This window comes from Exiguobacterium sp. EA-TM-5, from assembly GCF_053878415.1.
Map to the genome: position 1 here is coordinate 1,068,145 of NZ_CM132670.1, position 22,797 is coordinate 1,090,941.

The 22,797-nt window shown below is 46.6% G+C and carries 25 protein-coding genes; 17 read left to right on the top strand and 8 right to left on the bottom strand.

The genetic code is table 11. The annotated features are described in order from the left end of the window. Positions 1–47 precede the first annotated feature (47 nt). The gene (chrA, locus tag ACV3PA_RS05485; protein ID WP_456125805.1) at positions 48–1,199 is read left to right on the top strand and encodes a chromate efflux transporter; all 1,152 of its coding nucleotides are present in this window, start codon (positions 48–50) and stop codon (positions 1,197–1,199) included. A 60-nt stretch (positions 1,200–1,259) separates the two neighbouring features. Here the strand turns inward: chrA and ACV3PA_RS05490 are convergent, their stop codons facing one another. From ACV3PA_RS05490 to ACV3PA_RS05500, 3 genes are all read right to left on the bottom strand, one after another. Further along, positions 1,260–1,676, bottom strand: coding sequence for a GNAT family N-acetyltransferase (locus tag ACV3PA_RS05490; protein ID WP_456125806.1), 417 nt, complete (start codon positions 1,674–1,676; stop codon positions 1,260–1,262). Beyond that, on the bottom strand, positions 1,651–2,682 hold the full coding sequence (locus ACV3PA_RS05495) for an LCP family protein (protein WP_053454225.1): 1,032 nt from the start codon (positions 2,680–2,682) through the stop codon (positions 1,651–1,653). The genes ACV3PA_RS05490 and ACV3PA_RS05495 overlap by 26 nt, the downstream gene beginning before the upstream one ends. 67 nt (positions 2,683–2,749) lie before the next feature. Next, positions 2,750–3,391: a YigZ family protein gene (locus tag ACV3PA_RS05500; protein ID WP_456125807.1), complete on the bottom strand. Its 642-nt coding sequence runs from the start codon at positions 3,389–3,391 to the stop codon at positions 2,750–2,752. Positions 3,392–3,488: 97 nt separating this feature from the next. Here ACV3PA_RS05500 and ACV3PA_RS05505 point away from each other — a divergent pair, with 97 nt between their 5' ends. The 14 genes from ACV3PA_RS05505 to ACV3PA_RS05570 all read left to right on the top strand — a co-directional run bounded on the left by ACV3PA_RS05505 (position 3,489) and on the right by ACV3PA_RS05570 (position 14,440). After that, positions 3,489–4,661, top strand: coding sequence for a sensor histidine kinase (locus ACV3PA_RS05505; RefSeq protein ID WP_053454223.1), 1,173 nt, complete (start codon positions 3,489–3,491; stop codon positions 4,659–4,661). Further along, positions 4,658–5,353, top strand: a complete 696-nt coding sequence (locus tag ACV3PA_RS05510) for a response regulator (protein ID WP_053454222.1) — start codon at positions 4,658–4,660, stop codon at positions 5,351–5,353. Before ACV3PA_RS05505 ends, ACV3PA_RS05510 begins: the two co-directional genes overlap by 4 nt. 131 nt (positions 5,354–5,484) lie before the next feature. After that, a complete protein-coding gene (locus ACV3PA_RS05515; RefSeq protein WP_053454221.1) occupies positions 5,485–6,327 on the top strand; it encodes a DegV family protein in 843 nt (280 codons plus the stop codon). A 183-nt stretch (positions 6,328–6,510) separates the two neighbouring features. Next, entirely contained in the window at positions 6,511–7,722 is a 1,212-nt protein-coding gene (locus tag ACV3PA_RS05520) for a helicase-related protein (RefSeq protein WP_456125808.1), read from the top strand. Positions 7,723–8,024: 302 nt separating this feature from the next. Further along, on the top strand, positions 8,025–8,357 hold the full coding sequence (locus ACV3PA_RS05525) for a ComF family protein (RefSeq protein ID WP_456125809.1): 333 nt from the start codon (positions 8,025–8,027) through the stop codon (positions 8,355–8,357). An 81-nt stretch (positions 8,358–8,438) separates the two neighbouring features. After that, complete coding sequence (locus ACV3PA_RS05530; protein WP_152910984.1) at positions 8,439–8,780, top strand: hypothetical protein; 342 nt, start codon at positions 8,439–8,441, stop codon at positions 8,778–8,780. Positions 8,781–8,816: 36 nt separating this feature from the next. After that, the gene (flgM, locus tag ACV3PA_RS05535) at positions 8,817–9,065 is read left to right on the top strand and encodes a flagellar biosynthesis anti-sigma factor FlgM (RefSeq protein WP_023469293.1); all 249 of its coding nucleotides are present in this window, start codon (positions 8,817–8,819) and stop codon (positions 9,063–9,065) included. Positions 9,066–9,186: 121 nt separating this feature from the next. Next, positions 9,187–9,594 carry a flagellar protein FlgN gene (locus tag ACV3PA_RS05540; protein WP_053454217.1) on the top strand — a complete coding sequence of 136 codons (408 nt, stop codon included), beginning with the start codon at positions 9,187–9,189 and terminating at the stop codon, positions 9,592–9,594. Between the two features lie 12 nt (positions 9,595–9,606). Then, positions 9,607–11,163, top strand: a complete 1,557-nt coding sequence (gene flgK / locus ACV3PA_RS05545; RefSeq protein ID WP_053454216.1) for a flagellar hook-associated protein FlgK — start codon at positions 9,607–9,609, stop codon at positions 11,161–11,163. 18 nt (positions 11,164–11,181) lie between these two features. Continuing rightward, the gene (gene flgL, locus ACV3PA_RS05550) at positions 11,182–12,159 is read left to right on the top strand and encodes a flagellar hook-associated protein FlgL (protein WP_053454215.1); all 978 of its coding nucleotides are present in this window, start codon (positions 11,182–11,184) and stop codon (positions 12,157–12,159) included. 13 nt (positions 12,160–12,172) lie between these two features. Continuing rightward, positions 12,173–12,751 (top strand): DUF6470 family protein, encoded by a 579-nt coding sequence (locus ACV3PA_RS05555; RefSeq protein ID WP_456125810.1) that lies wholly within the window; start codon positions 12,173–12,175, stop codon positions 12,749–12,751. A gap of 4 nt (positions 12,752–12,755) precedes the next feature. Further along, positions 12,756–13,196 (top strand): flagellar assembly protein FliW, encoded by a 441-nt coding sequence (fliW, locus tag ACV3PA_RS05560; RefSeq protein WP_053454213.1) that lies wholly within the window; start codon positions 12,756–12,758, stop codon positions 13,194–13,196. Next, positions 13,196–13,420, top strand: coding sequence for a carbon storage regulator CsrA (gene csrA, locus ACV3PA_RS05565; RefSeq protein WP_023469287.1), 225 nt, complete (start codon positions 13,196–13,198; stop codon positions 13,418–13,420). The genes fliW and csrA overlap by 1 nt, the downstream gene beginning before the upstream one ends. Positions 13,421–13,615: 195 nt before the next feature. Next, on the top strand, positions 13,616–14,440 hold the full coding sequence (locus ACV3PA_RS05570) for a squalene/phytoene synthase family protein (RefSeq protein WP_053454212.1): 825 nt from the start codon (positions 13,616–13,618) through the stop codon (positions 14,438–14,440). Positions 14,441–14,500: 60 nt separating this feature from the next. On the opposite strand, the gene ACV3PA_RS05575 is transcribed toward ACV3PA_RS05570, so the two are convergent. The 5 genes from ACV3PA_RS05575 to ACV3PA_RS05595 all read right to left on the bottom strand — a co-directional run bounded on the left by ACV3PA_RS05575 (position 14,501) and on the right by ACV3PA_RS05595 (position 20,748). Beyond that, positions 14,501–14,668 carry a hypothetical protein gene (locus ACV3PA_RS05575; RefSeq protein ID WP_160315950.1) on the bottom strand — a complete coding sequence of 56 codons (168 nt, stop codon included), beginning with the start codon at positions 14,666–14,668 and terminating at the stop codon, positions 14,501–14,503. A 14-nt stretch (positions 14,669–14,682) separates the two neighbouring features. Continuing rightward, on the bottom strand, positions 14,683–15,579 hold the full coding sequence (locus ACV3PA_RS05580; RefSeq protein ID WP_053454211.1) for an alpha/beta hydrolase: 897 nt from the start codon (positions 15,577–15,579) through the stop codon (positions 14,683–14,685). A gap of 23 nt (positions 15,580–15,602) precedes the next feature. Continuing rightward, positions 15,603–16,484 (bottom strand): YitT family protein, encoded by an 882-nt coding sequence (locus ACV3PA_RS05585; RefSeq protein ID WP_456125811.1) that lies wholly within the window; start codon positions 16,482–16,484, stop codon positions 15,603–15,605. An 87-nt stretch (positions 16,485–16,571) separates the two neighbouring features. Beyond that, the gene (locus tag ACV3PA_RS05590; protein ID WP_053454209.1) at positions 16,572–19,394 is read right to left on the bottom strand and encodes a sensor domain-containing protein; all 2,823 of its coding nucleotides are present in this window, start codon (positions 19,392–19,394) and stop codon (positions 16,572–16,574) included. Positions 19,395–19,593: 199 nt separating this feature from the next. Continuing rightward, positions 19,594–20,748, bottom strand: coding sequence for a hypothetical protein (locus tag ACV3PA_RS05595; protein ID WP_053454208.1), 1,155 nt, complete (start codon positions 20,746–20,748; stop codon positions 19,594–19,596). A 130-nt stretch (positions 20,749–20,878) separates the two neighbouring features. Between ACV3PA_RS05595 and ACV3PA_RS05600 the strand changes: the two genes are divergently transcribed. Further along, complete coding sequence (locus tag ACV3PA_RS05600; RefSeq protein WP_053454207.1) at positions 20,879–21,535, top strand: response regulator transcription factor; 657 nt, start codon at positions 20,879–20,881, stop codon at positions 21,533–21,535. Continuing rightward, a complete protein-coding gene (locus ACV3PA_RS05605; protein ID WP_053454206.1) occupies positions 21,532–22,797 on the top strand; it encodes a HAMP domain-containing sensor histidine kinase in 1,266 nt (421 codons plus the stop codon). The genes ACV3PA_RS05600 and ACV3PA_RS05605 overlap by 4 nt, the downstream gene beginning before the upstream one ends.

Below are 22,797 nucleotides of genomic sequence, written 5' to 3' on the forward strand. Positions count from 1 at the left end.
ACAGGAACTTAACATCTTTTTTGTAAAATGAAAGATGGAGGTGAAACATGCATCGTTTAATTGAAATCTTTCTTGTATCGTTTAAGCTCGGAATAACGTCGTTTGGCGGTCCGGTCGCCCACCTTGGGTACTTTTATGAAGAATATGTCAAACGAAAAAAATGGATTGATGAAAAAGCATATGCTGATTTAGTGGCGCTCTGTCAATTCCTTCCTGGTCCTGCTTCGAGTCAGGTCGGAATGGGGATTGGTCTGATCCGTGGTGGGGTATCAGGTGCGATTATTTCTTTCATTGGTTTCACGTTACCGTCGAGTATCGCCTTGATTCTATTCGCCATTCTTGCAACGCAGTTCGATGTCGCAGAAGCTGGATTCATTCATGGCTTGAAGCTCGTTGCGGTTGCGATCGTTGCTGACGCCGTTCTTGGTATGGGAATGAAGCTTGCAACGGGAGTCAAACGGATGACGTTGATGCTACTGGCGCTAGCAGGCGTCCTTTTGATTGCGCATCCACTAGCGCAAGTCGGTGTCTTATTACTAGCAGGTCTGCTTGCGTTCTTCTGGTTTAAAGAGGAGTCAGAGAAGGGGGGGGCCTTGTCGATTCGCGTCCCACGCTTAATTAGCGTCACAGCACTCGTCTTATTCTTTGTTTTACTCGCTGTCACCCCGTTTCTCGCTCAAGTGACGACTGGAACGATCCAGCTGACAAGTATCATGTACAGTGCCGGGGCCCTCGTCTTTGGTGGCGGACATGTCGTTTTACCGTTTCTTGAACAAATGCTCGTACCTGGACTCATGAACACGGATACGTTCCTTGCTGGATATGCCGCAGCACAAGCGGTACCGGGACCACTGTTTACATTCGCGACGTATCTCGGTACGATCATCTCCGGTATTTCCGGGGGAATTCTTGCGACACTCGCCATTTTCTTGCCCGGTTTCTTACTCGTCATCGGTGTTTTACCGTACTGGGATCGTATTCGAAAAAATCAGGCAGTCGGTCGGATCTTGATTGGCGTCAACGCTGCCGTCGTCGGTATCTTACTTGCTGCTCTGTATGATCCGATTTTTACTTCAAGTATTAAGAGTGGTCTTGATTTCTTGATTGCCTTCGGATTATTCTGTTTACTGCGTTTTTATAAACAGTCGCCGTTACGGATCGTGTTGATTGGAGCCGTTCTCGGATTCCTGTTCTTCTAAACTGCACAAAGGAGCAGCAGACATGGGTCTGCTGCTCCTTTGTTTTCGCTTAATGAAGCTTTAGATTCGAGTCAAAAAGACAAGTTCGACATCTTGGCGCCACTCGCGTTGGACTTCCGTAAAGTCAAAACGAGCGTAGAGCGTAAGGGCGGGAAGATTACGCGCACCAGTCATGACGTGCTTCACATGATCATGCTGGAGCAGATGTTGCAGTAAGGATTGTGCGATGCCTTGACGAAAGTATGCCGGATCAACAACGAGGCGAGTAATCGTCCTATCAGAATATGTGATTGCACCGACTACGTTATCATGCAAGAGATAAACGAACCCGTTCGGCTGCTCCGCTTCGATGTCATCAATTGTTTCCGATAAAGGTGGAAAGTTTGTCGTCTCAAGTAGACGCGCCTCGACTTGATAAGCGAGACGTTGAAGTTTTAACAAAGCCGGATGATCAGTTGATCGTAGTCGTCGTATCATCTGTTGCCTCTTCAGATGTCGTCATATCGGTGGCGTCATCAGCAGGTAGATTGAGTTGTTCTTTTAATGTCGTTTTAGCTTCGGCAAGTGAAAGGGGATCGATTTGATAGTAATAAACGCCATTGATTTTCGTATCAGAACCCGTTAAATCAATGCGATTAATGGATCCGAGTGATTTAACGAACGGTTGCAGTTGGAAGGCTTCCGTTAATGACATATTCGTTTTGAAGTTGTCTCCTGTAGCATCCATTAAATCATTGAGCTTCGTAATCGAACCAAAAGAAGTCGACTGTTCGATGATCGCTTGAACGATTTGTTGTTGTCGCTTCGTTCGACCGATGTCGCCTTCAGGATCCTCATAACGCATTCTAGCGTAAGCTAAGGCTTCTTCTCCGTTAAGTGTCTGTTGACCAGGCTCGAGTTTAATGCTGTTTCGTTTGTCTGAAGAGTCGAGCGTGTCGATCGGTAGTTTGACGTCGACATCAATACCGCCGAGCGCATCGACGATAGCAACGACACCATTAAAGTTGATGGAGGCGTAGTAGTCTACAGGAATATCAAATAACGTTTCGACTGTCTCGATCGTCGAATCGATTCCTCCATAAGCGTACGAATGGTTAATTTTATCTTCATATCCGACAGAAGGGATTTGGACGAGAGAATCTCGGGGAATGCTAACCATGTCTACGGTCTGATCTGTTTTATTGAACGTTGCGATAATCATCGTATCAGCGCGGGAAGACGTGTCTCCTGGACGTTCATCCGTTCCGACAAGCAAGACGGAGAAATGGTCCTTCGTCAAGTCGATTGCAGCTTCCCGTTTTTCTGACTTGTCTCCGCGTGCTAAGTCGACCTTTGTCTCATTAGCCGTTTGAAGGGTCTTATTGGCGACGTAAGCGAATGCTGCACCGCCGGTTACTAAAATGATCAAAAATAAAAAAACAAGACGCTTGAACCAAGAACGCTTCTTTTTTTTCTTTGACCGTGATCGTATCGGTTCATCCATTTCAAGTACTCCTTACTTAACAGAATTATTAAAAAATTTTCGGAATCTTTACAATCAGTATAGCAGGTCAGGAAAGAATGTCACGTTCGAGGTAGCGAAAAGCACCTTCTTGGAACTGGGCTTGCGCATTCGTCAGGTCTGTCATCCATTCAATAAAGGCAGGGACGTCTGCCGTTTTAACCAAGACATCGACTTGGACTTGATCCAGATAATGAATCTGATCAATGGGATGAATGCTTGAGCGAAGTTCATTCTCGATTTTCCCAAGCCATGTATAGTCAATGTGCACTTTTACCAATTGATGTTGAATGCGTTCAACGATACCGATTGCATTCAATGCTTCCGAGACGCTTGAGCCATAGGCACGAATTAATCCACCGCCACCGAGCTTAATACCGCCAAAGTAACGCGTGACGACAACAACGGTATCACGTAAATCTCTTTTTTTTAGTACTTCAAGCATCGGGACTCCTGCCGTTCCGCTAGGTTCACCATCATCACTTGCTTTTTGGATTTGATTTTGTTCCCCGATGACATACGCAGAACAGTTATGATTGGCATCGTGATGCTTCTTTTTAATCTGCGTAATGAAGTCCTGCGCCTCTGTTTCTGAAGAGATGCGAGAAATATATGTAATGAATCGAGACTTTTGAATAATGATTTCGTGGAAACCGTTTTCTTTTACTGTATAATAATGAGATAATGTCATACTATTAATGTCCTCCTCGTTGACTAGTTCTTTCTAGCATAACGACGTTCAGAGAGAGAGACAACCATTTGAGTGGTAAGGACCGGAGGGAGTCACGATGACGCATGAAATGAAGGAGCGACTGTCGTTGAATGATATCGTACAAAACATCATTGGTGTCGTAGAGGAAAGTCGCGAAGAAATCGTTCGGATCACGGAGGATTCGAGAGAGCAATATGCTGAAATCCAGCAAGAATTGCGCGACTTGAAAGTTCGTGTCCATGATTATATAAAAGAAGCCGAGCGACTAGAACGTCATATTAAGGATGCCAAGACACGACTAGTCATCGTCAGCAAAAATTTCGAAAGCTATTCGGAACAAGATGTTCGAAAAGCCTATGAAACGGCGAATTCACTACAACTTGAGTCGTTCATCAATCAACGGGATGAGATGAATTGTCGGAAGCGACGTGATGAATTGGAACGTCGTCTCGTTCAGTTAGACGAAACGATTGAACGAGCAGATATGTTGATTGGACGTGTCTCCGTCGTCTTGAATTTTTTGACGGACGATATGCAAGTCATGAACGAAAAGTACGAAAAAGCGATGCAAAAACAGGAAATGGGCTTAAAAGTCTTTCAATCTGCTGAAAACGAGAGGCGACGGTTATCTCGCGAGATGCATGATGGTCCTGCACAGACATTAGCGCACGTATTAATTCGGGCAGATTTGATCGAGAAGATTCATCAACACAATGGAGCAGAAGCAGCCTTTGAGGAAATTCATCGTCTTCGTGTCTTAATTCGAGATGGCTTAGCGGATATTCGTCGGATCATTTATGATCTTCGTCCGATGACGTTGGACGATCTTGGTTTCGTACCGACGCTTGAGCGGTATTTACGACATATGCAAGAAATTTCGAATATTGAGATTCAATTTAAATATCTAGGCGGTGGCGAACGAATCGATTCCACCTATGAGGTCGCGGTCTTCCGAATCGTTCAAGAAGCTGTTCAAAATGCAGTGAAGCATTCCAATGCAAAGGACATTCGTATTATCATAGAACAATATCAACATTCCATTCGCATTCACGTAAAGGATAATGGAGTCGGTTTTGATTTTGACTCAATCGTCGATTCACATGACGAGTCATTTGGATTGATCGGAATGCGTGAACGTATTGAATTGATCGATGGAGAATTCGAGGTCGAAACGTACCCTGGGGGCGGGACGGTCATCAAGGTAAAGATTCCGATCGAGGAATCCGAAGCGAGAGGGGAAACACTGTGAACAACGAGCAAGTGAAAGTAGTCATCATTGACGATCATCAGTTATTCCGTGAGGGAGTAAAGCGAATCCTTGATTTCGAGGAGGAGTTCGTAGTCGTAGCGGAAGGAGAGAGTGGCGTAGATGTCATTCCTCTCGTCGAAGCACACCAACCAGACATCGTATTGATGGATATTAACATGCCACAAGTCAACGGTGTCGACGCAACGAAACGTTTAATGGAAGTACACCCGGAAGTTCGGGTCATCATCTTATCGATCCACGATGATGAGACGTATGTCATGCACGCTTTAGGAGCTGGAGCTGTCGGGTATTTATTGAAAGAGATGGCGACGGATGAACTCGTCAACGCGATTCGTTCCGTCTATCGTGAAGGTGGATATGTACATCCGAAAGTAACACCTAATCTACTTCAAGAATACAGACGTCTCATGAAGATGAAACAAACGATGTCATCTCAGCCCGTTGAACGCCGGGTAGCTGAAGCACCACTGCATGTATTGACACGGCGAGAATGTGAAGTTCTGCAGCTACTAGCAGATGGATTCTCAAATCGGGCGATTAGCGATACGTTATATATCAGTGAAAAAACAGTCAAAAACCACGTATCTTCGATTCTTCGAAAGATGAATGTACCGGACCGAACCGGTGCAGTCGTCGAAGCGATTCGCCGCGGGTGGGTCGTCGTCGTATGAACGGAAAAGGAAGACAGGAGCAGGGCTCCCGTCTTCCTTTTTTTATCCACTCAGAAGTGCTACACTTATAAACGATTGTGATATATGGAGACTTATGTCACGACGGAACTATAAAAGCGAGGAAATCACGGATGAGTCAGATTGTGATCGTAACGGATAGCACTGCCTATCTGCCAACAACGTATTGTGAAGAACATCAAGTACATGTCGCACCGCTTAGTGTCATCTTTGAAGGAGATGCTTATCGGGAAGGGTTTGATATTTCGGTTGCTGATTTTTATGAACGGATTCGGACGGGTAGCCTTCCGACAACTTCACAGCCGAATATTGGAGATCTCGTTGCGACGTTCGAACAACTGCCAGAAGGAACAGATATCATTGGCATCACCCTCTCAAGCGGGATCAGTGGGACATATCAAGCGTTGCACACGATCAATATGATGATTGATCATGTGAACGTCCATCCTATCGACTCACGTATTTCCTGTATGCCGCAAGCGTTTCTCGTCCAAGAAGCGGTTCGTTTGCGAGATGCAGGAGCCACGGCGGAAACGATCGTCCATCATTTAGAAGAGTTAAAGGAGCGCATTCGTGCGTATTTTGTCGTGGATGATCTCGAACACCTCCAACGCGGAGGACGTCTCAGTGTCGCTCAAGCATTCGTGGGTTCGTTCTTAAAGATTAAACCCGTTCTCCATTTCGTTGATGGAAAAATCGTTCCGTTCGAAAAAATTCGGACGTTCAAGCGAGCCGTCAACCGAATCGAAGAGATGATGCAAGAAGATATCGACGGAGACGGAACTGGGTATACGATCGGCGTCATTCATGCAGAAGACTCTACGAAAGCAGAACAAGAAATTGCGTCCTTACAGACGAAATTTCCAAATGCTAAAATCGAGATGAGTGTATTTGGTCCTGTCATTGGTACACACCTTGGACCGGGCGCGATTGGTATCACATGGTACAAAAAATAAGATGAAAACACATTGACGGAGTCTATCGTTAATGTGTTTTTTCTTGTCTAGATACATAGGATAGCAAAACTTTTTTTTGAGAAATCGCGTATTCCATACATACATCTTTTATACAGCATACATTGCTGATTTTCCCATCTGTCAGTCAAGATGAAGCAAATGGGAAACGAAGGAAGTGAAGCAATGGATATACGCGGGAGATGGATTTCAGCAAAACAGATTGAAATCCGATTGTCGACGCATCAACTCATTCCAGCTGTGACGTTAACGTGTCAGCGATGTGGAGCTTTTCCTGTTAAAGGACCTTGCACGTGCGGAAAGCGTTGCTATTATTGTCGACGGTGTATCGCATATGGGAAGTTGCGTACGTGTGATCAGCTCATCACCGATACACGACCACTTGATCCTGTACGTCCAGCACAGCATCAACCGATTCGATTGACACCTGCTCAAACGACTGTTGCGGAAGCAATCGAGCAGACAATCATCCGGGGTGGGAGACTACTCGTTCATGCAGTTTGCGGAGCAGGAAAAACACCGATGTTTTTTCCTAGCATCGAAAAAGCATTAGCGAGCGGGAAACGTGTCCTCGTCACGGCACCACGTGCGGATGTCGTCCGTGAATTAACACATCATATCAAGCAGGCATTTCCAACTGCTCACGTCGTATCTTTATATGGTGGATCAGCGGATCGTCTTCTCTTAAGTGAAATCACAGTCAGTACAACGCATCAACTGATTCATTACCGATCCTGTTTTGATGTCGTCATTTTGGATGAAGTCGATGCCTTTCCTTTCCATCTGAACTGGACGCTACATCGCTACGTCAAACGAGCGATGACGCCAAAAGCAGCACTGATTTTATTAAGTGCGACGCCATCGATATGGCATCATCTCTATCCGACAGTACGACTGATGCGGCGTTATCATGGACATCCCTTACCGGTTCCCCGCCTGAAGTCACCGTTTACGACACAGACGATTCTGGATTGGCTACGTCAGCATGAACAGCAACCGCGTCTCGTATTCGTTCCACGCATCTCAGCACTCGAAGCATGGCAAGAACGATTAAAGAAAGCTGGCATTCATGTGACGACCGTCCACGCGGAAGACCCGGAACGAATTGAGAAAATCCAATCGTTTCGTACGACTAACGGTATTTTGCTAACGACGACGATTTTAGAGCGAGGCGTGACGATCTCTAATGTACAAGTGGCGGTTCTTGATGCCGATCAAGGATTTAGTACGAAAGCCTTGATTCAAATTAGTGGGCGTGTAGGGCGTGATGCGGCTAATCCAAATGGAGACATCTCATTTTTCGCCAATGATCGGTCGGATGCCCTATTTTATGCCGTCCATCAGATCCAAAAAGCGAATCGATGGACTAGCACATGAAGTGTTTGTTCTGTCAGCATGACTTTATACCTAGCTGGGAACTGAGCAATATGTGGACTAGCCAAAGCGTTTGTACTCCCTGTAAAATGAAATTTGTAAAAAGTGGTGGATGCGCAGATTGTGGCAAACCAGATGTAGACCTCTGTCAAGACTGTCAACGGTGGAAAAATCTTGGCTTAGCACTTCATACGCGTACGATGTATCTCTACAATGAAGAAGCTAAAACATTCATGCATCATTATAAATTTTTAGGAGATACTGTCCTAATTCAGATGTTTACCAATGAGTTGAAGAAGGTAAAAATGAGGAGAGGATGGATCGTTCCAATTCCGCTTAGCCGTGACCGCCTGTCTGAACGAAAGTTTAACCAAGCAGAAGAGATCGCTAAACAAATGAATGGGAAGGTCACCTTAGCTTTAAAGCGCGACGAAGGAACACCACAGAGTAAGAAATCAAGAGAAGAACGTCTTAAACGATCGAATCCATTTCATGTCACGAAAGAAGTTGCAGGAAAAAATATCTTGCTGGTCGACGATGTCTATACAACAGGAGTGACACTCCGGCAAGCTATGGTGCGTCTCAAGGAAGCAGGCGCAAGTGAAATTTCTGCAGTAACTTTATTTCGGAGTATTTAATATTTCGTCATTCCTGCCGATACTCTGAATGAGGTGAAGGAAATGGATGTAGTAAACTGCAAATCTTGTGGGAAAATTTTCATGAAACAATCTTCTGATCTCTGTCCGACGTGTATGCGTCAGGATCATCTGAATTTCGAAAAGGTACGCGAATTCTTGCGAGAGCGGCGAAAAGTCCGAACTTCACCGAATGATGTCGAGGTACAAACAGGAGTCAAACGCGAGACCGTCTTTCGTTATATCAAGGAAGGGCGCTTGTTGATTTCTGAGATTTCTCAAATGGAAATCACGTGTGAGAGTTGCGGAAAAACCTCTCATGAAGGGACGATTTGTGCTGACTGTCGTGAAAAATTGCGACGTGACCTCGCCCAAGCGATGCAAGATTCTGTGGACCCTTCGAAACCGAGAACGTATCGAACTTAAATCAAGAATCTCGTAATCTAGAAAGCAGGTGTTCACATGCGAATTGATTCGACTAAATGGGTGAACATGCCCAAGACGTATGAAAGAAATCAACCCGTAGAAGGAACCGAAACAAAACGAATGAATCGAACAGACGAAGTGACGATTTCAAAAGAAGCACGCGTGCGCTTCGAAGGAACGACTTCATCGCGGGCAGATAAAATTGCCTCCCTTAAACAAGCCATTCAGGATGGAACCTATAAACCGGATGCGAACAAAATCGCGGAACGTTTCTTGAACTTGTAATAAGGTGAATGAAACTGACATTAGAAGCGACTCGGGGCACGGATGCGCGGGTCGCTTTTTATATGAAACGATAGCAAGGTAGTAAAGTAGTGGGACTCATGATAAAAGGAGCAAACACGATATGGAAATCATCCGACAGTTGACGGAGGCGCATGAAGCATTATTAGCGCTCGCCTTTTCAAAAAAAGAGGCATTGATTCAAAACGACATGAGTCGCCTTTCGAAAATCGTCAAGGAAGAACCCGTTTTGCTGAAACGCATCGCGACATTAGAGCAAGAGCGCATCGAATACATGGGAACAGTGACCATGACGGAGTGGATCGCGTCACACCCTGAAGATGTTGAAACACTTCGTGCTCTCTTATCGACGATGGGGCAACTGCGAAAAGCGAATGCGCTGAACGCAGAGTTATTAGAACAATCGTTACATTACATCGAATGGCATTTGCAATTGCTCGTACCGGAAGCGGATGACTTTACATATGGTCAATCGACGTTTGACCGGACACACTTCAATCGAAATGCATAAGGAGGAAATCGAATGGGTTCAACATTCATGGGGCTTGAAACGGGACGCCGTGCGCTGACGACGAGTCAATGGGCGTTACAAGCGACAGGAAATAACGTATCAAATGCCGGAACGGCAGGATTTTCAAGACAGCGTCTCGTCCAAGCGACGACGGAACAACTTTCGGTCTCCCTAGGCGGCGGAAAAAACGTTCAATTCGGAACTGGTGTCCGCGGAGAATTGGTCGAGCGATTACGTGATGTGATGGTCGATAAACAATATCGTGACGAATCAACGAAGTATGCATACTATTCAACGAAAGCAGCAGCATTCGGTCGAATGGAAGATATCATCAATGAACCGTCTGAAACGGGTCTTGCGAAAACACTCGATAGTTTTTGGGCATCGTTACAGGGATTGTCGAAAAATCCGCAAGACTCAGGTGCGCGAAGCGTCGTTCGTCAGCAAGCGGATACCGTATCGAAGACGTTCAACTATCTAGCGACTTCGCTAACGAAGGTGCAAGGAGACTTAAAAAATGAACTGGATGTCTCAACGAAAAAAGTAAATGATCTTCTGCAGAAAATCTATAACGTCAATACACAAATTCATGAAATCGAACCGATTGGTGTCTTACCAAACGACTTGTACGATGAACGCGATCGTTACTTCGATGAATTATCGACATATGTGGATTTTGAAAAGGAATCAATCGATGCATCGGACATCGTCTCAGGTAACATGGGGAATGCGGCGAAGATTGCGGAAGGTCGTGTGAACGTAAAGTTGATCATGCCTGGCGGAGTCACTTCTGAGGTCGTCAATATGAAGACGGATACAAAAGCACGTTCGATCGAATTCACAACGGATCCTACGACAAAAGCGATTACTGGGTATCAAACAGATACTACTCCTGTTTTATTTACACCTACGAAAGGTTTTTCAAACGGGAAACTCTGGGCCTTATTACAAATGCATGGTTACCAAAACAGTGGTGAAACAACATTGACAGGTGAATATCCTAAGATGCTCGATAATCTGGATAAGATGGCTAAGCAATTTGCTGAAAGCTTTAACACACAACATAGTTCACACGCTATCGTCACAGAAGATCCAGTAACAAAAGCGACGGTCACGACAAAAGGAACAGATAAGTTTTTTATTGCCTCGAGCGGTACTGAGATTACAGCGAAAAATATAGCTGTTGGAAGTGAGATTTGGTCTAGTCTCTCGAATATCATCGTCTCAAAAGATGGCAATATCGGGGATGGGTCTGGTGCACAGGCGCTTGCCGACATTAAAACAAAAACACTTTCTGGTCTTGGGGCAACAATCGGTTCGTTTTATCAATCGATCATCGGTGACATGGGGGTAGCGACAAGCCAAACGATTGACCTCGGAAAAAATGCCAGCGTTTTAATGGATAACGCCGATCAACGCCGAATGTCAGTCTCAGCGGTCTCACTCGATGAAGAGATGACGATGATGATTCAATACCAGCATGCATACAATGCAGCAGCACGAAACATCACAACGGTCGATGAAATGCTCGATAAAATCATTAACGGTATGGGATTAGTCGGTCGCTGATAAGGAAGGAATGAGGACATGCGGGTCACACAAACGATGCTGACAAAGACGAATATTGGTCATTTGTCTTCGAGTTATCAAAAATTGAGTACGTTACAAGAACAACTGATCAGCGGTAAAAAAATTCAAAAGCCGTCTCAAGATCCTGTCGTTGCAATGCAGGGGATCCGGTACCGGACAGAAGTCCGTGAAGTCGATCAGTTCAAAAAAAATGTCGATGAAGCGACAGGCTGGATGGATCTAACCGATTCTGCTTTAGATGAAGTGACGTCTGCCATGCGCCGGATCAACGAATTAACGACACAAGCAGCGAATGATACGTATGATGGCACACAGCGGAAAGCCATCCAAAGCGAAGTCGGACAGTTGATCGAACATATCGGAACACTGGCGAATACAAAGTATAACGAAAAGCAAATATTCAATGGTACAAAGACCGATCAACCGTTCATCGACATGGAAAAACTGAAAGCATTTTTAAAGGATAATGTAGATACCGCGACGGTTGACTCAATCTTCACGACATCCGTTGGACCAGGAAACGGTAAAATCGAATATGAAGTATCTTCAGGAATCAAAGTACAAGTTAACGTCACACCTACAGATGGTGGCGACGGTGGTGTGTTTGGGAAAGATACGTTCACGACACTAAAGAAGTTATTTAATGCACTCGGTGGTACAAAAGAAGATGGAACTGCTGGCAGTAGCACGAATAACGGAACCGAATTATCCGGCATGTTGAAAGACTTAACGGCGATGTTGAACAAAACGGTCGAAGTGCGCTCGGATTTAGGGGCACGCGTGAATCGACTGGAACTGAACGCGTCTCGCTTAGAAGATCAAGAAATCATCGCAAAAACGGTTATGTCTGATAATGAAGATATCGAAACAGAACAGGTCATCATGGAATTAAAATCACATGAAACGTTACATCGTGCCGCACTCAGTGCAGGGGCACGAATCATCCAACCATCGTTACTTGATTTTCTTCGATAAGGGGTGAACAGGGATGAATCTTCCTCACCTAGAGATGCGACAGACCTCTGCTAAAATCGGTATGCAGACGACACCACTTGAAATGCGACAAACGCAACGTTCGGCTGATCTCTCGATTGAACAACCGCAAGGCGAACTAGCGATTGAAACCGTAGCGGCTCGTCTCGAAATTGATTCTTCGCAGGCTTGGATTGAAATGGGACGAATCCCGGCATTTGAATCAGTCAGACGGTATGCGGATCTCGGTCAACAAATGGTACGTGAAGGGACGGGACGCGTCGCGAGTGAAGGAGATCAATTGATGCGGATCGAGCAAAAAGGTGAGGTCATCGCGCGGATTGCGAAGATGAACGATACGCCTCCAGCAGAAGTGACGACGCTGGGCTTCATTCCTCGGAGCTTGGACCGGGTCAAAATTAATTTTACGCCGGCTGAAGTGAATGTTCGCTACACTGCTCGTAAGCCGGTCATCGATGTCACAACGCATCGTCCGGAACTAGAGGTCACGGAAGGGAAAACAGACATTTTTCTTCGGGAACGAAATCAGCTAGATATGTGGCCAGTGGGCGGCATATACGACGAGAAAGGATAATATTATGCAAATCGAAACAGATTTTTTTGGCACGATTACGATCGAGCCAAGTGAGATCATTACTTTCGCTTCTGAATTACCGGGGTTTCCGGATGCCAAACAATTCGTGTTGTTACCGTTTGGAGAAGGGGTACCGTTCTGGTCCTTCCAATCGATCGATCAGCCGGAGTGTGCGTTCATCGTCACGAATCCGTTTTGGATCGATCCGGATTATGTCTTTGAATTAACGGATTCTGCAAAAGAACAGTTGAGTATCGAAGAAACAGTACAAGTCGCCGTATACACGACGGTAACCTTACGTGAGCCATTTGAGGAATCGACGACGAATTTACGTGCACCATTCGTCATGGAGACGAAGCAGCGGCTCGCGAAACAAATCATTTTAGAAGATACATATCCGAATCGTCAAAAGATTGGAAGTCTGACAGAAGTAGGTGGACGCTGATGCTCGTACTAAAACGAAAGAACGGCGAAGCGATTCAAATCGGGGACGATATCGAACTGACGATTCTTGCAATCGAAGGCGATCAGGTTAAACTCGGGATTCGAGCTCCACGACAAGTCGATATCCATCGCAAAGAAGTCTACTTAGCGATTCAAGAAGAGAACACGGAAGCCTCACGTAGTACGGGATTGATTGGACAACTCTTGAAACAACAGGAAAAGTAAGGTCAAGTGAATGCCAGTGTATACTCTTGTGATTCATGCATTCTCTGGGAAAAAGAATACAGAAAGACTCCCTGCGTGTATCATACAAGTGCAGGGAGTCTTTCTTATCATGAAATAAATGCTGAAACGCGTTGAATCGTGTATAGTAAATGGAGAGAAAAGAAACCTTTTGAATCGAAGAGGGAGTTGTCAGGAATGAATGAGACGAAGCAGCTGAAAAAAGACGCGAACCGTGTATTAAAAGCGACGAGTCGCACCTTCTATATCCCGATTAGTCGACTATCGCAAGACTTACAGGAAGCGGTCGGTGCTGCTTATCTATGCATGCGTGCTATCGATGAAATCGAAGATCATGAGGAACTGGCGACGGACATCAAGACGATGTTACTACGCGAGACGGCATTGATGATGCGTGGGACGTTTTCCGGTACGGCCTATCTTGAGTTGATTGCTCCGTACACGTCACATTTACCAGAAGTCACGCTTCGTTTACCAGAATGGATTGCCTATTGTCCAGCACCGATTCGTGCGAAAGTCCTCGATTCGACGGCTGAGATGGCAGAAGGCATGGCCGTTTGGGCAGAGCGGGACTGGACAGTCAAAACAGAAGCCGATCTCGACGAATATACGTATTATGTCGCCGGACTTGTCGGTGTGATGCTGTCGGACATTTGGTACTGGAAAGCAGGTATTGTCACGGATAAGCAACAAGCGATTGGATTCGGTCGAGGACTGCAGGCCGTGAACATTCTCCGTAACCAACAAGAAGATGCAGAGCGGGGTGTCGGTTACTTCCCACCTGGCTGGACGACCGATACGATGTTCGCTTACGCACGAGAGAATCTTGCGGAAGCCGATGCCTATCTCGCTTCGATCCCGAAAGAGACGACAATCTACGAGTTTTGTCATATTCCACTTGCGCTTGCTCACGGTACGCTCGATGCACTTGCAAGAGGTAAGGAAAAACTGAGTCGTCCGGAAGTCTTGAAAATCGTCGGTGCTGCCGTATTAAAACGATAAGCTTACATTAAAAAAGTAGCCGTCCGTTTCCCTAAGGGAAGCGGACGGCTGCTTTGTGTCTCAGCGTAAGACGTACAATGTTAATCCAATCAGTGCAGAACCGATCCAAATGAGGAGGATCGCTCGTCCATAAGGGAACCGATAACCGGCACGTCGCGAAACGAATAAACCGATCCCCATGACCGCCAGTGCGATGAAGAACGTCAAGAACAAGGAGAGTTGTTGCATCCGATTTCCTCCTGTCAGTGTAGATCAGATAAGTATGCGAGTACCTTCTCTTCATAGGCTTTTCGATCATGGGCATACGATTGAACATGACCACCGTTCTCTGTCACATAAAGTTCCGATCGTGGGGCTGCCTTTTGAATCTTCATACTTTCTGTCACCGGAATCGCATCGTCATCCTTCCCGTGGATCAAAAGGATTGGATACTCAATCCGCCGGACGGATTCCACCGGTTTGACGCGTTCTGGATTTAATCCTGTTAGTGGGGGCGTGATTTCTAGAATGATCGGTGTAAATGGGAAGTTTGGTAAACCGCTCCAAACTGGTAGATTGGTAGCAAGATAGTTTTCGAGATCGCTAAATGGACTATCGGCAATGACACCGACGACATCAGCATTTGGAGCGGTGACGAGCGAAGTCGCAGCTCCCATTGAGATGCCGTAAAGTACAACTGGCTTCGACGAGCGTGATTTCGCATAACGAACAGCTGTTAGTAAATCATCTTGTTCCTTTGCTCCGACTGTGACGCGTTTGCCGTCAGATTTACCAGAACCCCGGAAATCAAACGTCAGCACATTGTAGCCAGCATCATGAAATTTTTTAAAGAGCGGTAGGACTGGAACATCTTCTTGCTCCCGATTTTTACCGTATCCATGGGCAAAGACAATCGTCAGCTTCGCATCCTCGCTCGGCATCCACCAGCCGGATAGGCGGGTCCGGTCTTTATAGGACCGGAATGTCACGTCCTCATATTCTAGATTTTCTGCCTTCTTTGGATTCGTCGTCAGTGCCTCTCGTTCAGGTTGCGTCAATGATGAGCCGACGTAACCTGAAATACCAACGATGATGACGACGACAAAGGTGATGATGATGACGATAGTCGCGATGATTTTTTTACGATGTTTTTTCCACACCCGCGTTCCTTCCTTTCGTTCGGTTAATGGATATCTTTTTTCTTGAAGCGACCGCCATGGACATCATGGATGTTGCCAATTGCAATAAAGGCTTGTTCATCAAAATCACGAACGATGTCCTTCAACTTCGATTCTTCCAAACGACTAATGACACAGAAAATGACTTTCTTCCCGTCACCCGTAAAGGCACCTTCTCCGTTTAAATACGTCATACTCCGACCGAGTCGGTCCATGATTGCAAGACCAATCTCTTCATAGTTCTCAGAGATGATCCAGACGCTTTTCGATTGATCGAGACCATCGATAACGACGTCAATCGTCTTGAAAGCGACGAAATATGTAATCAAGGAATACATCGCCCGGTCCCATCCAAAGACGAAACCAGCGGCACCTAGGATGAAGACGTTGAAGAACATCACGATCTCACCGACCGAAAATGGTGTCGAACGGCTAAAGGAGACCGCAAGAATCTCTGTTCCGTCGAGTGAACCACTCGACCGGATGACGATCCCGACGCCGATCCCGAGAATCAGTCCGCCGAAGACGGTCGCGAGCAAGTCGACGCTCGTTAACGGTCCGATATGCTCAAGTAGTTTTGTAGCAATCGCCATGATGAAGATTGCGTATAAAGTCGACAAGGCAAATGTCTTCCCGATCTGTTTATAGCCGAAGAAGATGAACGGGATGTTCAAGAAGAACAGCCACAGCGCAAGAGTCGTATCTGTGACTTTCGAACCAATGATCGAAATCCCGACGATTCCACCATCGATGATATTATTGGGGACTAAGAATCCTTTCAGTCCAATTGCAAAGATGATGGCACCGATCGTTAGCATGAGGAGACGCCGAAAGAGTTGACCTTTCGTCGAACGACGATGATGTTTCATCGGTAGTGGAGACTGCATGCCATTCCTCCCATCTAGAGTAAATTACTTTAAGATTACTATAACAAAAAAAGCACGAAGACGTCTGTGAACGTCTTCGTGAACGAGTCAAGAGGTATAACGTAACGATTGGAAAAAGCGCATGATCTGTTCTGCTTCTGTTGCATTTGCATATTCTCCGACATATTGTCCATCAAGTTGGTCGATGATCGTAACGGTACAGGTGACGAGTTGAAGCCCTTCGTTCAAGCGAATCTCACACGTTGCTGCATGTGAAGGAAGGGGTGTCTCAGTCGAGAAATACAACGCCCTTGTACTTGTCTGATGCGCCTCTAAGTCAGAAAAAGCGAGGGTGAAGGATTCCGTATGATGCGTCAACATCCGAATCTTTCCAGGAACAGAAAAGCGTGGAACGGTGTCACTCGCTAGCGCACAGGCTTCGATGGGATAGAGAATTTCTCGAATTAAAAATCCTTCCATCACATCACTCGGAACAGGTCGACTGAAAAGATAGCCTTGGATGCGTGGGCATTCGAGCATCCGGAACGTATCGAGCTGCTGAATCGTTTCGATTCCTTCTGCAACGACATGCAGATTAAATTCGTTTGCCATGTATAAGATACTTTTGACGATGGCTTGTGCTTTTAGGTCATCGTAAATGTGCGTCGCGAATTGTCGATCAATCTTGATGACGTCAATTGGATAGCGTTGCAAATAGACCATCGAGGAGTAGCCTTTTCCGAAATCATCTAAGGCGATTCGAACACCGAGGGCACTGACTGATTCAAGCGTCCGACTCGTCATCGGATCATCCATGATGAGGGCGGCTTCTGTGATTTCTAGTTCAAGTAGGATTGGGTCGAGCGCATACCGTGATAAGGTCTGTTCGATTTGATGGTCGAAGCCTGGTATCAACAGCCGTTTTGGTGAGACATTGATCGAAATCGGTACAAGTGAGGCACCTGTCTTAGACCACTCTTTCATTGTCCGGCAGGCTGTCTCGAGGACCCAATCCCCAATGTCGATATGCAGCGCACTTTCTTCAGAAAGCGGGATGAAATCGTTCGGCGGGATCCGTCCCCATTCCGGATGCTGCCAGCGGATCAATGCTTCCATCCCAACAATCTTACCCGTCCAGCTATCGACCTTTGGTTGGTACTCGAGGAATAACTGATCGCGTTCGATCGCATAATGCAAGTCCTGCTCCAAACGATAGCGTCGGTAATAGTCAATGTCGAGATTCGAAGCGTAGTGATGAAATGCACTGTGATCGTCGCGTCTCGAGCGTCTTAGTGCTGTATAAGAATGCTTTAATAACTCAACGGCGTCCGTGCTGTCTTGAGGATAGCGACTGATACCGATTGACACCCGGGCGAACAAGGCATAGGGCTCAATTGAAATCGGTTGTGTCGAGATCGTAAGTAGTCTTTCCGCACACGGCGTGACGTCTTGTTCATAGTCGGTCGAGACGAGCAGTGCATATTCATCCCCACCGAGGTGACCAAGAAAGACCTCGTCCGGCTTGACATCATTTAAGCGGGCTGCTGTTGCTTGAAGCCATTGATCGCCGGAGCCGTGACCGAACGCATTATTGATTTCCGTAATACGGTTGAACGAAACTGATAGAACGAAAAAAGGAATATCGAGCGCTTGCCATGATTCAATCGTCTCGATCAGTGCTTGGCGATTTGGAAGACCAGTCACGACGTCTCGAAGAGCAAGTTGCCGTAACTGTTCTTCGTATGCTTTTTGTAACGTGATGTCATGCAAAACACTATTGGAATAGGCAATCGATCCGTCCGACTGGAAGACTGGGATTTGTTGATCTTCGACCCATTTAATCCGTCCATCGGGAAAACGGAGACGGTACTGTAGTGTGCCCGCATGCCCTTGTAACAAGCGTTGCGTGAACTTTCGCATCGCATCGTGATCACGAGGATCAATTCGAGACAATAACCACGTATCATTTAAAATCAAATTTTTGGGTAATTCTTCGTAGATGTGTAAAAAACCTTGCGAATGAAATAAGATTCTTCCGGTCGTCAAGTCAATTTGTGAGATTGCTGCATTCACAGCCTCATAAATTTCACGGGCTTGAGCGCGCTCCATCTTCAATTGTTGACGAGCCGCATCGATTTCTGACAAGTCATACAACACGATGGACGCCTGATGCGCATGACCTGCGCGACGTGAAGCTTTCAGACGAAGTAATTGGTAAGAACCATCTGACGTCAATAAAGATAGTTCTTGTTCAAACTGATCTTGCTTCCCTGCTGCCATCCGTTCGAATTCGAAACGGAGTGGATCAAAATCCCATGGATGGATCCGCTCGAGTAATCGTTTTTGCTCGATTGATGACTGGTCTTCCCTTAAACCGAGAAACTTGAAAAGTGAGGGCGAAGACTCGATTTGATGAGATCGTAAGTCATAATAAAATAGAACTAATTCGGGCACCTGTTCTGTCAATTCCAATTGAGAGCGAATCGTTGAGACGTCTTCTTCGAGTTGTTTTTCACGTGTCAAGTCGCGTGCGACGCCGTAGACACCGATGATATGTCCATCTTGTTCAATCGGCATATTCGTAATTTTTAACGTAACGAGGTGTTGGTCGGCATGCAGTCCCCTCGCCGTATAATGGACGGTTTCCCCTTGTAACGCGCGCTGGAAAAACTGCGAGACCGCCTCCATCTGATCCGGAGGATTAAAAACGGAAAAGTGCTCGTATAAGGTGTGTTCTGAGTATCCTAGGATTTCTGGTAGATGTTCATTGAAATAGATGATCGTACCAGCTGCATCAAATACAAAAATCGCATCGGTTTGATGATGGAAAAAGGCTTCTGATTGTTCAAGACGTGTCACTTCTAGTCCACCGATGTGAATGGGTGTCTTAGCAGAACGTCGGATCGTTTTCATGGCCTCAAAAAACGCCATCTCTTCACCTCCATACATAGTAACGCTTCAGTGTTACTATCGGATGAAGGACGGCTTCGTTGCAACGATTCTTCAAACAATAGACTATTATTTCAAAAAAACGAATGAAAAGTTAGAAAATGGTGCAATTTTATTTCAAAATTAAGAGATCAATCACAACAAAAAACGAAGCTCTGCTGCGAGAGCTTCGTTTTATATGTTAAATCGCTAAATCGACCGAAGTGTCACTGACGTTCGGGTCCGTATCGGCTCCTTGATCCGGTGCGCCTGGTCCCATGCCACTGTCCGGACCATGTCCGTGTCCTGGACCGTGACCATCACGTGCTGGACCTTTCTTGAGGTCAGCATAGCTTGAGACAGCATCCGCTCGAGACTGAATGTGTTCCTTGATTTGTTTCGCTTGTTTTTCAGTCAGCTTACCATCTTTGACTTGTTGATCGACGGCAGCATTTTGAGCGTTGAGAACGGCTTTCTCGAAATCCGCGTAAGCAATCTTGTTCGCTTCCGCAAATTCAGGTAAGGATTGCTCTGCAGCTTCGAATTTCGCCTCATCGAGTCCAAGTGCTTTTAAAATCGCTGACGTCGAGTCACCGAAGACACCGCCTGGTCCATGGTCACCGCGCTTGCCGTGTTCGCCGCGATCCGGAAGATCGTCGTAGCTCTTCGCATCCTTGTATTCCTCTGTCAGACGGGACTTGATTTCCGTTGCTTGTTTTTTCGTCATCTTCCCATCTTTGACGAGTTGATTGAGTTCGCTTGTCTGTGCCGCGAGTAACGCTTTTTTGTAATCGGCGAACTTGATTGATTGTGCTTTCGCGTAGGCAGCAAGTGATTGATTAGCGGCGTCGAATTTTGACTGGCTCAGTCCGAGTGCCTTCAAAACGTCTGCGATCAACGATTCATTAAAGAAACCGGGTCCGCCGTGGCGACCCATCGGCATCTTCTCTTTTAGTTCAGCGTAGCTCTTGACGCCACTGAATCGTTCCGTCTGACGCTTCAGCATGTCAGCAGCTTGTGTTTTCGTTAAGTCACCGGATTTGACGAGACTTGCGAGCTGTTCCTTCGCTGCCGCGAGTTCAGCCTTCTTGTAATCGGCGAACGAGATCCCCTTTGCTTTCGCGAGATCAGCGATCGATTGTCCTTTCTCCCGGGCAGCGTCAGCCTCGGCTTGTGTCAGGTTTAATTTTTTCAAGAGTAACGTCATGTCTTGTTTTTTCATACCTTCGAAGTGGTGCCCGTGTTTCGCTTGTTTTGTCGTGCTCGAGTCATCGTTCGTCGCAGCGTATGCGGATGCTCCTCCAACTGTTAATGCGCTAATTGTCAATGCAGTGATCCATTGTTTTTTGAATGTCATGGGATGATCACTCCTTTCACCTTTTATGGTAGAGGGTCACGAAAGAGAAGTTGTGAGGAAGTTGCAAAGAAACTGCGAAGAAAGGCAAATGCGGATAAAAAGACGTTACACTACTAGTGGAGGGATGACAATGAACGTACTATTAATTGAAGATGAACAAAAGTTAGCACAGGTGACAGCACGCTTCCTGCGTCACCATGCGTATGAGGTAACGATTGCCGGTTCGTTAGCAGAGGCGAAACAGTGCCTGACGACAGCATTTGACGCCGTCTTGATCGACGTCCGTTTACCGGACGGAGACGGTTGGTCGCTCGTGCCAGGCATCAAATCACAAGTTCAGCCACCGGTCGTCTTCATGATGACGTCGCGCGGGGAGGCAGATGATCGTGTCTTCGGACTCGAACTTGGTGCTGATGATTACCTCGTCAAACCGGTCGTCCTGAAGGAGTTGACGATCCGGCTCGAGCGGGCATTAAAAGTTCGTCCGGTCGCTCGCTATGCGTTCGGTGACTTGACGATTGATGAAAAGGGACGCCAAGTGAAAACCGGTGAACGCGTGGTCAGTCTCGCGAAGATGGAATTCGAACTGTTGCTTTACTTTATTGAACATCTCGGTGAGGCACTCAGTCGGGATCAAATTCTTGACGATGTCTGGGGCTATGCATTCGGTGGCGATACACGGACCGTCGATACGCACGTCAAGCAACTGCGCGACAAGTTACCCGTCATTAAACAACAATTGAAGACAGTGCACCGGGTCGGCTATCGATTGGAGGCGATTGAATGAAACGACGTTCTTTGATGCGAAAGTTCTTATACGCTGTCGTCGGTCCGTTGCTGGTCATGGGTGTTCTCAGTTTCGTCTTGACGGCGTTTCTCGTCAATCGGTTTGCGGAAGGCGAACGGTATGACCAACTGGCGCGGGAAGCGAACATCATCAAACAGTCCCTTGAGGCAGACACTCCGATTCCACGTGATATCCAAGGATTTTTGACGACGGACGGATTGACGCAACGCATTGGCGCGCGCGGACCCGCTGGACGGTTACCACTTCTCGATGATTTAAAGAAAGAAGATGTCATCGAAGTTCAAGACGAACGGTTACTGACGTATCAGCTGACCGTTGACGGAACCCGCATCACGACGGTTCGCCAAGCACCGCTTGCGAGTAGTGCCCTCGACGGTGTCTATATCGCAATCGGACTTGCCTTACTCGTGACGTTACTGCTGGCATCCTTGCTTGCTTACTATATGGGACGGCACTTGACGCGACCGATCGTCACACTTCGGTCCGTCGCTCAAAAGATTGGTGCCGGCGAAATGGATGTCGTCCTGCCAGCGCGACCGAAAGATGAAGTCGGCGAATTAATTGACGCGGTTGATGAGATGCAGACACAACTGAAACAGAAGGATCATCTACAAAAGACGTTCATTGCCGGGATCACACACGACTTGCGGACACCACTCGCAATCATCCGAAACGAGACCGAGGCGCTTGCAGCAGGTGTTATTCCTGTCGCCGAACTGCCCGACGTGACGACGAGCATCATCGAGGAGACGGATCGACTTGGTCATCTGATTGATGAGACGTTACTTTATTCAAAGCTTGCCGGTGGACGGATGCCGCTTGAAAAGAAGGAGGTAGCACTTGATGAACTCGTATCGATGACGGTCGAACGCCTGCGCGGAACATTCACGCAAGCAGGACTGACGCTTGCGACGGATCTTCATTCGATGAGGCAGTCCCTTGATCCACGAATGTTCGAACGTGTTTTGATTAACTTCCTGATGAACGCGCGGTTTGCTTCACCAGTCGGTGGAACGGTCACCGTTCGTTTAACGGATGACGAATTGACGGTCGAAGATGAGGGAGTAGGAGTTCGCATTGAGGACCGGGCAACGATTTGGGACGTCTACGTCAAACAAGAAGGCAGTGCCGGACACGGACTTGGTCTTGCGATTAGTCGAATGATTCTTGATAGTCATCAATTCGAGTACGGTGTCCGTGACCGGAGTGGTGGCGGGGCAGTTTTCTACGTTCAGTTTTGA